The following is a 12,910-nucleotide window of genomic DNA, read 5'->3' as shown; positions in this document are numbered from 1 at the left end:
AATTTCAAGATTATGCATAAATATCATACTTTTATTATTATTCTATAAAATGTCATACTTTTCTTTCATTTGACCCTTTATTTCTAATTTTGTATACTTCCCTCTAGTTATATATTTTCGATACGGAACAACTTCATATAGATGGGAGGAATTTTTCATGCTTCGTTATTCTCTTTTAGTTTTATTAGGAGCGTGTAGTTATGGAATTTTAGCTATTTTTGTTAAGCTTGCATATGCAGAAGGATTTTCACTTGGAGAGGTAATTGGCAGCCAATATTTGTTCGGTTGGATTATTTTGCTTGCTATTACACTTCTATTTTCTAGACGTCGCGTTCCTTTAAAGCAAGCATTACTTTTATTCGTTGCAGGAACATCTGCAAGTTTTACCGGAATTTTTTATTATGCTTCATTAAAAACTGTACCAGCTTCTATTGCAATTATTCTTTTATTCCAATTCGTTTGGGTCGGAATTATCATTGAAGCAGTCGCAACAAAAACATTACCTTCAAGAGAAAAAGTTATTTCTGTTATTTTCTTACTTGTAGGGACATTTTTATCAAGTGGTTTACTTGAACAATCAGTAGGTGCTTTCGATACGACTGGGGTCATTTTAGGTTTATTATCTGCTGTTACATTCGCAACATACATTTTCGTAAGCGGAAAAGTTGCTGTTGAAGTACCTTCATTACCGCGCGGTGTTCTCTTAATGACTGGTGCTTTAACTTTAGTCATGATTGTATTCCCACCAACATTTATTTTTAATGGTGCCATTTCTCAAGGTCTTTGGAAATACGGTTTAGGATTAGGAACATTTAGTATCGTTATTCCATCTATTGCCTTTACAATCGGGATTCCAAAAATCGGTTCTGGCTTAGCGACTATTCTTGGTGCAGCGGAACTACCAGTTACAACAATTATGTCAGTATTCGTTTTAAAAGAGGCTGTACTATCTTCACAATGGTTCGGTGTATCACTTATATTAATTGGGATTGCAATCCCGCAAATTGCATACGCAATGCGTGGACGTTATCGTAAACATCATACGCATAAAAAAGTCGCAGCATAAAGTGAAACTTTAATTAGTTGAACCAATCGGGCTTTTATGGGATAAACGAGAGAGGATTTTCATTTGAGAATCCTCTCTTTTATTGTTGTATACTTATGATAAATATTTTGCTGAAGAAAGAAGGCATACTACATGGTATCTATTTCAAATCAACTAAAAGAAAAACTTATTTCCATCCGTCGACATTTACATGAGTATCCAGAACTATCATATGAAGAGTTCGAAACAACAAAAGCAATAAAAAATTGGTTAGAAGAAAAAAACATTACTATCATTGATTCCAATTTAGAAACAGGAATTATCGCTGAAGTGTCTGGTAATAAAAACGGACCAATTGTAGCAGTTCGTGCTGATATTGATGCCCTTCCTATTCAAGAAGAAACACATTTGTCCTATGCATCTAAAGTACGAGGGAAAATGCATGCTTGTGGACACGATTTTCATACAGCTGCTATTTTAGGTACTGCTTTCTTATTAAAAGAAAGAGAATCTTCCCTAAATGGAACGGTTCGCTTCATATTCCAACCAGCTGAAGAAAGTAGTAATGGCGCTTGCAAAGTTATTGATGCTGGACATTTACGTAATGTGCAAGCGATTTTCGGCATGCATAATAAACCTGATTTACCAGTAGGTACAATTGGCATTAAAGATGGTCCACTGATGGCCGGAGTTGATCGATTTGAAATTGAAATTCACGGAGTTGGTACACACGCGGCTGTACCAGATGCTGGAGTAGATCCTATTGTCGCATCCTCTCAAATTGTGATGGCACTGCAAACAATTGTAAGCCGAAATATAAGTTCATCTCATAATGCAGTTGTTAGTGTTACAAATATTCATGCAGGAAATACGTGGAACGTGATTCCTGAAAAAGCTACGTTAGAAGGAACGATTCGCACATTCCAAGCTGAAACACGTGAAAAGATTCCAGCACTCATGGAGCGTATTATTAAAGGTGTATCTGATGCATTAGGTGTAAAAACGAAATTCTGTTTTTATTCAGGTCCTCCTGCTGTTCACAACGATAAAGCTCTTACAGACTTATCTACTCAAGTTGCCACAAAGATGAATCTTAATATCATCTCGCCTAGTCCGTCAATGGCTGGAGAAGATTTCTCATTTTACCAACAGGAAATACCAGGTTCATTCGTCTTTATGGGAACGAGCGGTACACATGAATGGCATCATCCTGCTTTTACAATTAATGAAGAGGCACTGCCTATAAGTGCAGAATACTTTGCTTTACTAGCCGAAAGAGCACTTAAACAATTCTCATAAAAAAAGCCGTTCAAAGTGCATCTCAGCACCCTGAACGGCTTTTCTTATTAAGTTAAATCACGTTTTAAAAACACAGTATATGAAATACATAAAAATACGAACAAATAAAGTAACAACATACATGATGCAAACGGGAATGTTACTCCATCAATAAAACTTCCATTCTTTGAAATACTATATAAATCTGTGTTTGCTGGCAATAAATATTTCGCCCAGTTATATCTAGTGGCTGCTAATAGCGCAATATTGCCTGATAAAGCAAGGAATAGTGAAATACCAATTGCACCTCCACTAGATCTTGTTAACACAGAAATCATAAATGCAAACGATGCGTACACAACCGTTGGTAACCACGATAAAACATAATATTTACTTGCTTCTACAAAAATGTTTTGTTTTATTATATTTCCATCTTGGAAAATAAACTCACTCCATGCAGGCTGTTGGAATTTATAAATAACAAGTCCACATAAAGCGGAGAAGATCATATTAAATATAAATAATAAAGCTGCAAATATAACAATTGCTAAAAATTTTGCTGTTAAAATTTTAAAGCGACTCGCTGGTCGTATCGTTAAAAATTTATATGTTCCCCAGCTATATTCATTCGCAAAAATTGTACTTGCATACACGAGGATAAATGGGAGCAAAATTGGAAATACGATAAAACCTGTATCTCTCATGAAAGAAAGTGGAGAACTGCTTGCCGGTGCTGTATCCGTATCTAAATGCTTCATCTTAAGCTGGTATTCTTTTACAAGCTCATCCCCTGATTTTTCTGCTAAAATAGCTTCTTTTTTCATGCCAAGCTTTTTCTCAATTTCTACAGTTCGTTCTGTATAATCTACTTTCCATCCTTTTGTTTCCGGTTCAAAATACTTTACCGTAACCCATCCTAATCCGATTATTAATACTGCAATAACTGCAAATGGAATAATCGTTCGCTTCCGCTTAAATATTTTATACAGTTCGTTATATACTAAATTAAACAATATCTTTTCCCCCTGTTAATTCTAAAAATTGCTCTTCTAACGTTTTTCTTTCTTCATATACACGATACACTTGAATATTTTTCTCAAGCAATGTACGAATAACATTTGGGATTTCTTCATCTTTTACATTAATAAGTAATTCATTATCTTTTACTAAAACATCATGCCCTAATATTTCTGCTGCTTTATTCGCATCATCTACACGTATACGGATCGTCTCCATCTCTTCGCTTTGGCTATGCTGAATATTTTGCGTAGCCACATATTCCCCGTGCTGAATAATGATAACTCTGTCACACATTAATTCAACTTCTGAAAGTAAGTGACTTGATACAAGTACAGCTTTTCCTTGTTCATGTGCAATTTTTTTTATGTACATTCTCATTTCATGTATTCCACTAGGGTCTAATCCATTTGTCGGTTCATCTAGTATCAACACGTCTGGATCGTGAATAAGTGCCTGAGCGATTCCTAAACGTTGTCTCATGCCGAGTGAATACGCTTTTACTTTGCGATCAATTACTTGTCCCATCCCTAACAATTTCACTACTTCATCGATACGTTCTTCGGTCACATTACCATTCATTCGTCCGAAATATGTTAAATTTTCATAGCCGCTCAAAAAAGGATAAAATTCAGGTGTCTCAATTACCGCTCCAATTTTCGCAGCTGTTTTTTCGAATTGCTGTTTCACAGATTGACCATCAATCCATACTTCACCTTCTGTCATACGGATCATACCAACCATCATTCTCATTAAAGTCGTTTTTCCAGCACCGTTTGGTCCGAGTAAACCGACAACCTCGCCTTTTTTCACTTCAAAACTAATATTTTGTACAAGTGTCTTTGATCCGATTCGCTTCGTTAACCGATCGACTTTTACAATTGATTGTTCATTTGTCATTCTATACAACCTTTCCTTCCCATTCTTTGTCAGGTCTTTTCACTGTAACATGATTATTTTTATGTGTAAAATAGAAAAAAGCATGATTTCTCATGCCCTTTCTTTAAACCGCAACGAATTTTCATCTTTTAAATTTCGAACAAATCGATAACATTGCATCATCGATATTAAAACGACAGTCATCATAATTACACTAATAATTACAACTGCATATATTGTAATTGGCGCACTATTTATTCCTTGTATCCCTGCGATTTTCATAAAGATAACCGTGAATAATTTCAAAAATAGCATCCCATTAATTAATCCAAAAACAAATGCTGCTCCATAAATGAATAATTGCTCCTGACATAATACACATAGTACCTCTTTTCTTTTCATATTTTCTTCTACATAAGATATAAACTCCTCCCTCCTCACATGCAAAAGGGAGTACATCATTTTATATGTAGTAAAAATACATATGAAAATTAGTACAATAAAAAGTGTGTAAAAGTACATTTGAAATACAAATGCATTCCCTACTTTCAAAATAGCTCCTTCATTAAATTGTAACGATATCATAAAAAACAAAATCATAGTACTCATAGCAATCCACATAAATTGCTTCATCCTTTTGGTAGCAAATGTTATAATATTTTTTCTCGCTAACCGACATAAAGACATAAAATTCTTCCCCTACCTTATTACATACGCATTCTATACTACTAGTGTATAAAAATATGACATTTTAAACATCGCACTACAATCGGAATTTCTTCTAAGTCTTTAGTCCTAGAAAACGAAATGATAAAAAATCACATTTAGAATATAATTGTAAAAAGGAGGAGGTTGCATGCGTATAAAATTACTATCAATCTTGTGTTTATTATTACTCACAAGTTGTAGCCAAATAAAAAACAATGAAGTTGCCATTGTTGAGCCATACAAATTAACAAAAGAGCAAGCTTCTATTTTACAAATGACTCCTTTTCAAGAAGGAAATAGCATATTTTATAACGTTACGCTTAAAAATGATAAAGATGAAATAAATGCTACAATTGATTATTATAACAATGGTAAGAAAACAAAAGAAATTGCTAATATAGCTACCTCACATTTTTCAAAAAAGAAAGTAAAGCTTTCTTTTTTACCACCACATTTCCAATTTGATAAAGATATACAAGAAAAAAGGCAGTGGTATCTGAATATTGAAGGTGGTTCAACACTTGTTCCTGAAGAAGCGCCACCAAGCGTAAATAGCTCTGCAACTACTACAATCCAATCTATAAAAAATTTAAAATACAATCAAAAAACAACTTTAGCTGCTGTAATCCAAACCAGTCAAGAAACTGTAAGCGTCCCTACAATTGACGAAGAAAAGGGTATTGATTTACTCTTAAAAGAAAATGAACACGTTTATCTATTTAGTATCGAGCTAAAAAAAGAACAATAAGGTGTACTTTTATGGATTTGAATCAAATCCATTTTCTGTTACTACTATTACTCATCTTCTACTTCTATTCTATTACTCATCTTCTACTTCTATTCTTTTCTTCTCTCTTGCAATTTTTAAAAACTCTAGCAGCTCTGGATTACTATTCATTTTTTTGTAAGCCACTGACATTTCTGCAACGAAATTAGAATCATATAACTCTTTATATACAACTTCTGTTTTATATAACTTATTTGCCGACACGGGTATTACTGTAATTCCAATCCCTGCTGCTACAAGCCCCATAACTGTTTGATACTCTGTTGCTTCTTGTACAATACGTGGACTAAATCCAACTTCTCTACAAAGAGATAGAATTGTATCATACAAAGCTGGCCATACTGGTCTCGTAATAAATACAAACGGCTCATCTCGTAAATCTTCTATATGTATTTCATCTTTCTCTGCAAGTGGATGTGCCTTTGGTAAACACAAAGTGCAAGATAACCTTTGAATTGGCTCTAATTCTAATAATTGCGTTGGAATTGGTGGACGTAAAAAGCCAATATCGATACGGTTATCATGAAGTGCATGAACTTGATCTGGTGTTGACAATTCATGTAATGCAACAGACACTCTCGGAAATTTCTTTCTATATTCCCTAACAATTGATGGTAAAATATCATATATCGCCGCACCTACAAAACCAATTGAAAGTGATCCTACTTCTCCCCTTTGTGCACTTTGTGCAACTTCTACTGCTTTTTCAATTTGTTCAAACGCCTTTTTTACTTCTTTTAAAAACATTTCTCCTGCTTCTGTTAGTTCAACCTTTCTTTTCGTTCTTGAAAATAATGTAACTCCCATTTCTTTTTCTAATTGCTGTATTTGTTGACTAAGTGGTGGTTGTGTCATTTGTAAACGAGCAGCCGCCCGTCCAAAGTGTAACTCTTCTGCCACAACAACAAAATATTGCAAATGCCGTAATTCCATTTTTGGACACCCTTTTCACTTTCGATTAATATGTCTTATATATTAATAACATATAATTTATATATTAGACAAATATTTTGAATGAACGTATAGTAGAAATTGTTAATTCTTTTTTACAATTTTTATGTAACAAAAGAAAGAGGTGGTTACTGTATGAAATGGTGGAAGTTAAGCGGACAAATTTTATTACTATTTTGTTTCGCTTGGACAGGTGAATGGATTGCAAAACAGGCACACCTCCCAGTTCCAGGAAGTATAATCGGTATTTTCTTATTATTAATTTCATTAAAATTTAACCTAGTTAAAAAAGAATGGATACAGGACGGAGCAGATTTTTTATTAAAAGAACTTATTTTATTTTTCATCCCTTCTGCAGTCGCTGTCATACGTTACAGAGATACACTAACACAATATGGAATCGATCTTATTTTAATTATTATGATTAGCACTCTTTGCGTTACCTTAGTTACAGGACTTTTAACAGAATTGCTACTAAAGCGGAAAGGATCAACGCAATGATCGGATTTCTTTGTTTACTATTAACACTATTCACATATTGGCTATCAAAAAAAATGTATCAACGCTGGAATTGGAGTCTACTTTCTCCTCTTCTCGTCTGTCCCATTATTTTAATTGCTTTATTGCTCGGATTAGATACACCTTATGAAACATATGAATCTGGTGGTCATTGGTTAACTGAATTATTAAAACCCGCAACAGTTGCTTTTGCATGGCCAATCTATAAATACTTTGATTTATTAAAGAAACATGGAATGGCTATCTTACTTAATGTCATTGTCGGTTCGTTTTTATCAGTCATTACTTCAGCACTACTAGCAAATTATTTTCAAATTGATTCATCACTAGAACATAGTTTAGCGCCACATATCGTAACAACACCAATCGCAATGGCTATTTCAGAAATGATTGGTGGCATGTCACAATTAACTGCTGTATTTGTCGTTTTAACTGCCTTAACAGGAGCATTGCTCGGTCCTTCTCTCATACGTATTTGCCGTATTAAAACAGCAATCGCAAAAGGTATTATGTTAGGAACAAGCGCAAATGGAACCGGTACATCAAAAGCATTCGAAATCGGTCCTGTGGAAGGAACAATTGCAAGTTTATCTATGCTTTTAACAGCAGGCGCTAGTTTAGTTATCGTTCCGCTTTTCTTGTCTTGGATACATTAAAGAAGCAAGTATTTACATACTTGCTTCTTTATCTATATATTGGCACAGCAATTCATAATCCTCTGGAAAAGCTAAACACAATTGTTCAACTTCATGTATCCCTTTCCAAGCAATTTCATGTATTAACTCATCAGGATCTTGGATTTTCATATTACCGCCTATTTGTTTAACAAAATAATAATGGACATACACTGGAACACCGTATGTAATACCCTCTTTTTCATATATTTTATTTACAACTTCCACATTGTAACCTGTTTCTTCCCAAACTTCCCTAATACAACATTCTTCTAGTGTCTCTCCCTTTTCAAGTCCTCCACTTGGGACAGACCACCTTTTTTCTTCTCCCTCTTTGCCCTGCAATACCATTAAAACTTCATTTTTTTCATTTACACATACCGCTGCACTACCTATCCATCTCTCCATAAACATCCCTCCCCTACTAAAATTCGCCTTCTTTATTATTTTCCCCTTGAAAAAAAGAGGAAAAAAATAAAACAATGACGAAAGATTACATCAACTTCATAGGCAATCCCTTCTTAGAAATTAAAACTGGAAGGATGAAAATATGATTTCTAATTATGTTGTGGAATGTGTCTTTTGTGAAGAAAATCGAAAGCCTCGCCAAGCTATTGTCACAGTTCCCGCCACTACTCAGCTACTAGCCATTGAAAAAGTGCGTGCGGAATGCAAACGTCGCTTCGGAAAAACTGTATTATTACAAACAGAAATTAAAGAAAAAATTGTTTTTGAACAAAAAGAAAGCTGACCATCAATTGGTCAGCTTTCTTATCCGATCATATTTTCACATGAAGATTAGGGGCATCCTCTTTAAGGATCGGGATTTTCCCATTATGTACGTTCCATAATGGTCATCGAACAATATATTTCTATACAATTAACTATTGAATAGAATAGGGCAAAACTTGTTCGCATTTTTAGAAAAGGGATAGGGATATAATTCAAGTAGTACTTCGAATACTCGAACTTTACACTCATAATATTAAAACAAATCCTTTTATATGGGAAATATGAATTACCTACATAATTCATTCGTAAAATATATTAATAGTTTGCTATATTAATTTTATCCCGCTATTTGTAAGCAGTAACCCCCTACTTATTATAATTTCACCTTATTCCATCAATAGCATACATCCAGCTAAAACCGGTGTCATAATCATCGAAAACCTCAAAAGCATTCGCGGTGCATAATTTGTAAACTTCGCGCCAATATATGCCCCTAACATGGTCCCGATTAATACTTGCAATAACAATATATAATCTAAATATCCTTCCGAACTATATCCTAGCCCACCTCCAATTGCAATCGGTAATATAACAAGCATCGTTGTCCCTACAGATTGCTGAATCGTTAGTCTCAATAGAACCATTAATCCAAGCTGAATAAACGGTGCAGAACCAATCCCAAATGAACCAGCCATCATTCCAGTAACTAATCCAAGGCATATACATTTCAACAAGTAGTTCATGGAAAACTCTTTATGCTTATATAAAGATGACTGTTCTTTGTTTTGGAACATAATTAATTTAATAAACATAAAAATTGCCGATAAAAATAACATCCCAGCTGTAAACCAATGAAGAAGATGTGCTGGTATAAGTGAACCAAATTTAGAACCAATATAAGAGCCAATTGCGCCAAATCCTCCAACAATCCCGCCTATAATAAATGCAACATTGCCTTCACGGTAATGACTGACAACACCTGATAATGTCGTAAATGCCATTGCAGTTAAAGATGTTGCAAGAGCAACATGAATAGGAATATGAAATACTAAAGTGAGTATCGCGATAATAAACCCAGCTCCTCCAGCTCCAACAAATCCTAATAAAATACCCATTACTAACATTGTTATAATAATTGCCACAGACTTTCCCTCCAGTAACACAATTATCCATCATATTTATCCTTACATACAAATAAAAAGCATCCTAGACGGATGCTTTTTATTTCAAAAATATGTACTTAATCTTGATTAATCAAAATAACCGCTGGACCAGCGACCACTACTCCAGCTACTTCTATTTTTTCAAATTCCTTTACTGTAATAGATATAACTCCTTCTCTTTCCATCAATTCTTTACTCAGGACATCAGTCGGGATTGCTTTCACCGTCTTACCTCCTTTTCATTTATACAATATGATAAAGTAAAACTTTAATGAGTGGGGTTTTTGTCCGTACTTATTAATTATTACCCCTCACCAATCGGACTAATAATCACCCAATGCATCTATATATATGCATCACCTCCGCTTTCATTCCTTATTCCACTCAAAAACCTTCTCCCCCTTCCGTGACATATTGAAAAATAAAAAAGAAGCTATAACATATAGCTTCCCTCTACGTTTCTTTAATCTTTATGCACCGTATATTCCATGACTTTTCCATCTCTATCAAATTGGAAAACAAGCTGTTCGCTATCTATTGGAATAAAGCCACGTTCAGTCCCAAGATAATACAAAGTGGTAACTCCTTCTTCCCCACTTCTCGTTTCCGTTGGAGCTCCTAACAATTGTATAATTTCTTCATTTGATTTCCCTATTAATTTATATTTTTGTAATAGATCATCTACCATATATACCCGCTTATCTGCATGATTTAACCATCTATTTTGATTAAACTTTGATGTATATTCATTTACACTTAGTTGTACAGTGCACACTATTAATGGTATGAGTGCTACTATTAAAACCCCCAACATTTGCTTCTTTTCTTCATTACGATTTTTAGAAACATATAAAATAGCCCTTTGAATCATGACTAATAAAACAAATGGTATGAATACTACAAAAATGCTCCTTACACTTAAGGGTATATGGACCATATCAATGACGAATATAAATAGAATGTACATTACTATATACAAACAAAAATAGACATACAAAATGCCACGTAGCATAGCGTTCAGAAAGATCTCCCCTTTTAACTCACTATATAATTCATCCGGCTAATCATTTCTCGAATCTGTTCTAATTCTTGCACTGTATATACTACTTTCCCTGCTAAGATTTCATTTCTGAAGAACGTTACAATTTGCTCCCGATTTTTTAATCTAGGTGTTTCCTCACTAGAAAGATCTATTATTTCTTTTCCATTTTCATTATAAAAATATACAACTGGTTTTACCTTTTCTTTTATACTATTAGCCTGCATTTCTTTCAAACAATTGTATAAAATTTGAGATAGTTTCTTCGCCTTATATACTGGATTTCCTTCATTTTTCACTTGTATAGTTGACGAATCTTTACCTACTATATATTCAAATGTCTCTTCTTTTTCAACTTCTTGTTGATACTTACCCATTTCATCAATCATAAATGAATATATACCAGCATTTTCTTTCGTTAAACCATGAATTAATTTCTCTTCCCATTCTTTCGTCTCAAGTAGATAAACACCAGTTTTGCACAAGATGAGATGATGGATTCGATTATCGTTTATTTCACTATTATTTTTAATAAAAACATTCGGCATGATTTGAATTTCAGCATCTAATATGATGCCTTGCTCTATAAATCCTCGCTTCATATAATGTAATGTTTCGTACGTATTCATTTCAGCACCGTTTTTAGTATATTCTCGTAAATTTGCAATTAATTTTTGAAACATATGTATTTCGTTATTATGTTTATTTTGTATTTCACTACGTTCTTTACTATGCTGCATAGCTAATTGATTTTTCATCATACGCATATTTTCAATTTCTCTATTTGCACTTACTTGTAAATCATTGTATTTTTTCTGTTCCATATTTTTTAAATTATTTTGTTGTTCTTTATGCTCTATCACTGTAGCTGCAATTTCATTTTTATACGTTTCAATCGCTTGTTTCTTTTCAAATTCTACTTGCTGACTCTCTGATTCTAACTGTTTATTTTTATAAAACAGCACAAATGCTACAGCTAATAATATTAAAATCGCACCTATTAGCACATAATTCATATTTTTACTCCTTTATTTCATTTTCGATTATTTTTTATAAATATATCTACTATAGTATACTATGGTTTCGATATAGACTTTGTAAAAGTTGTATATTTTTAATAAAAGGCACCTCTGACGGGGCACCTTTTATTTTCACTCTATTGTACACCATACTGAATATAACTCGGATCATAGTATATCCATTGATTTGTCCCTAAGCAAAGCCATCCATCTTGTTCTCTCCAAACTTCATATGTTTCGCCACGATTCAATTGGCGAATTACACTAGACTGTAAAGATGGTCCACTTCTCAAATTCACATTATCTCCATTAATTATAGCAACCCCGTACACTGGAGTTGCATTATTAGGCGGGGAAACATTACCTCCACCACTTGCTCCATTCCCTTTTAAAGCTTCTAATGAAACTGCAGCTGATACATCACAATTTCCTACGCCTGAAATTTGTCCAGAATCTGTGTACTGCCACGCTGTCCACGCTGTCCATCCACCAGCATCAGCAGGCGGTGTACTCGAGTATTTAGCAATCCAAAGCGGTATATCACTTAATCCGCTAATTCCGAACTCATTAATATACCAAACTCCTGTATATAACATTACATCTTTTCCAGTAGCCTGTTTCACATAATTTATGAAGCTTCTTGCCCAATTCGATATAGCGTTACCAGTTAAATTACTGTTGCTCGGATCTGTTGGTGATTCTAAATCCAGAACTGGCATTAAGTCTGTCTGGTTATTTTGTAATATACCCACAAAATATTTCGCCTCTGAAATTGCATCATTTTGTTCTGGGCGTGCAAAATGGTATGCACCAATTAATACATTCGCATTTCGTGCTGCTTGTACATTCTTAGTAAAAGTAGGATCAATGTAGTTTACACCTTCTGTCGCTTTTGCATACGCTGCTGGAATTCCAGATGCCTTCACTGCATTCCAATCAATATTCCCTTCCCAATGAGACACATCAATAAACGTAACATTTGAACTTGATCTGTTTTGCATATAAAATCTCCTATCAATTTTTTTACTTCGTATACATACAATATGTACAAGTTTCATAAGAGGACACAACATTTATGCTATAGAAACAAAGAGTAAAC

Annotated in this window: 15 protein-coding genes and 1 pseudogene; 6 read left to right on the top strand and 10 right to left on the bottom strand. The window is 33.9% G+C overall.

Annotation, left to right across the window (positions count from 1 at the left end; translation table 11 throughout):
• Nucleotides 1–157 precede the first annotated feature (157 nt).
• Nucleotides 158–1,066, top strand: a complete 909-nt coding sequence (locus tag ACQGSG_RS12480; RefSeq protein ID WP_048567468.1) for an EamA family transporter — start codon at nt 158–160, stop codon at nt 1,064–1,066.
• 132 nt (nt 1,067–1,198) lie between these two features.
• Nucleotides 1,199–2,344 carry a M20 peptidase aminoacylase family protein gene (locus ACQGSG_RS12475; RefSeq protein ID WP_000253673.1) on the top strand — a complete coding sequence of 382 codons (1,146 nt, stop codon included), beginning with the start codon at nt 1,199–1,201 and terminating at the stop codon, nt 2,342–2,344.
• A 47-nt stretch (nt 2,345–2,391) separates the two neighbouring features.
• Here ACQGSG_RS12475 and ACQGSG_RS12470 read toward each other — a convergent pair whose 3' ends face one another.
• The 3 genes from ACQGSG_RS12470 to ACQGSG_RS12460 form a co-directional block, all read right to left on the bottom strand.
• A complete protein-coding gene (locus ACQGSG_RS12470; RefSeq protein ID WP_000482759.1) occupies nt 2,392–3,336 on the bottom strand; it encodes an ABC transporter permease in 945 nt (314 codons plus the stop codon).
• On the bottom strand, nt 3,329–4,240 hold the full coding sequence (locus tag ACQGSG_RS12465; protein ID WP_000180622.1) for an ABC transporter ATP-binding protein: 912 nt from the start codon (nt 4,238–4,240) through the stop codon (nt 3,329–3,331). The genes ACQGSG_RS12470 and ACQGSG_RS12465 overlap by 8 nt, the downstream gene beginning before the upstream one ends.
• Before the next feature lie 90 nt (nt 4,241–4,330).
• The gene (locus tag ACQGSG_RS12460; protein ID WP_053512832.1) at nt 4,331–4,906 is read right to left on the bottom strand and encodes a hypothetical protein; all 576 of its coding nucleotides are present in this window, start codon (nt 4,904–4,906) and stop codon (nt 4,331–4,333) included.
• A 169-nt stretch (nt 4,907–5,075) separates the two neighbouring features.
• Here ACQGSG_RS12460 and ACQGSG_RS12455 point away from each other — a divergent pair, with 169 nt between their 5' ends.
• On the top strand, nt 5,076–5,675 hold the full coding sequence (locus ACQGSG_RS12455; RefSeq protein WP_058840273.1) for a hypothetical protein: 600 nt from the start codon (nt 5,076–5,078) through the stop codon (nt 5,673–5,675).
• Between the two features lie 72 nt (nt 5,676–5,747).
• Here the strand turns inward: ACQGSG_RS12455 and alsR are convergent, their stop codons facing one another.
• Nucleotides 5,748–6,647, bottom strand: a complete 900-nt coding sequence (alsR, locus tag ACQGSG_RS12450; RefSeq protein ID WP_000423234.1) for an acetoin biosynthesis transcriptional regulator AlsR — start codon at nt 6,645–6,647, stop codon at nt 5,748–5,750.
• 153 nt (nt 6,648–6,800) lie between these two features.
• On the opposite strand from alsR, the gene ACQGSG_RS12445 reads away from it, so the two are divergent.
• Nucleotides 6,801–7,166 (top strand): CidA/LrgA family holin-like protein, encoded by a 366-nt coding sequence (locus tag ACQGSG_RS12445; RefSeq protein WP_000872365.1) that lies wholly within the window; start codon nt 6,801–6,803, stop codon nt 7,164–7,166.
• Nucleotides 7,163–7,840, top strand: coding sequence for an LrgB family protein (locus ACQGSG_RS12440; RefSeq protein WP_000578965.1), 678 nt, complete (start codon nt 7,163–7,165; stop codon nt 7,838–7,840). Before ACQGSG_RS12445 ends, ACQGSG_RS12440 begins: the two co-directional genes overlap by 4 nt.
• Before the next feature lie 12 nt (nt 7,841–7,852).
• Here the strand turns inward: ACQGSG_RS12440 and ACQGSG_RS12435 are convergent, their stop codons facing one another.
• Nucleotides 7,853–8,266, bottom strand: coding sequence for an NUDIX hydrolase (locus ACQGSG_RS12435; protein WP_000442975.1), 414 nt, complete (start codon nt 8,264–8,266; stop codon nt 7,853–7,855).
• A 142-nt stretch (nt 8,267–8,408) separates the two neighbouring features.
• On the opposite strand from ACQGSG_RS12435, the gene ACQGSG_RS12430 reads away from it, so the two are divergent.
• Nucleotides 8,409–8,609 carry a DUF3903 domain-containing protein gene (locus ACQGSG_RS12430; RefSeq protein ID WP_000625225.1) on the top strand — a complete coding sequence of 67 codons (201 nt, stop codon included), beginning with the start codon at nt 8,409–8,411 and terminating at the stop codon, nt 8,607–8,609.
• A 367-nt stretch (nt 8,610–8,976) separates the two neighbouring features.
• On the opposite strand, the gene ACQGSG_RS12425 is transcribed toward ACQGSG_RS12430, so the two are convergent.
• From ACQGSG_RS12425 to ACQGSG_RS12405, 5 genes and pseudogenes are all read right to left on the bottom strand, one after another.
• Nucleotides 8,977–9,732, bottom strand: a complete 756-nt coding sequence (locus ACQGSG_RS12425; RefSeq protein ID WP_000974654.1) for a sulfite exporter TauE/SafE family protein — start codon at nt 9,730–9,732, stop codon at nt 8,977–8,979.
• A gap of 98 nt (nt 9,733–9,830) precedes the next feature.
• Nucleotides 9,831–9,977 carry a BC1881 family protein gene (locus ACQGSG_RS12420; RefSeq protein ID WP_000644411.1) on the bottom strand — a complete coding sequence of 49 codons (147 nt, stop codon included), beginning with the start codon at nt 9,975–9,977 and terminating at the stop codon, nt 9,831–9,833.
• Nucleotides 9,978–10,216: 239 nt separating this feature from the next.
• A complete protein-coding gene (locus ACQGSG_RS12415) occupies nt 10,217–10,765 on the bottom strand; it encodes a hypothetical protein (RefSeq protein WP_000943751.1) in 549 nt (182 codons plus the stop codon).
• A gap of 23 nt (nt 10,766–10,788) precedes the next feature.
• Nucleotides 10,789–11,808: an NERD domain-containing protein gene (locus ACQGSG_RS12410; RefSeq protein ID WP_325842489.1), complete on the bottom strand. Its 1,020-nt coding sequence runs from the start codon at nt 11,806–11,808 to the stop codon at nt 10,789–10,791.
• 152 nt (nt 11,809–11,960) lie between these two features.
• Nucleotides 11,961–12,812: pseudogene (locus ACQGSG_RS12405) on the bottom strand (GH25 family lysozyme); the annotation flags it as partial.
• Nucleotides 12,813–12,910 lie beyond the last annotated feature (98 nt).

Source organism: Bacillus sp. GMa5/1 (assembly GCF_050172015.1).
Lineage (GTDB): Bacteria > Bacillota > Bacilli > Bacillales > Bacillaceae_G > Bacillus_A > Bacillus_A cereus.
The sequence above is the reverse complement of the archived record's forward strand: the minus strand, read 5'-3'. Positions and strand labels throughout refer to the sequence as shown.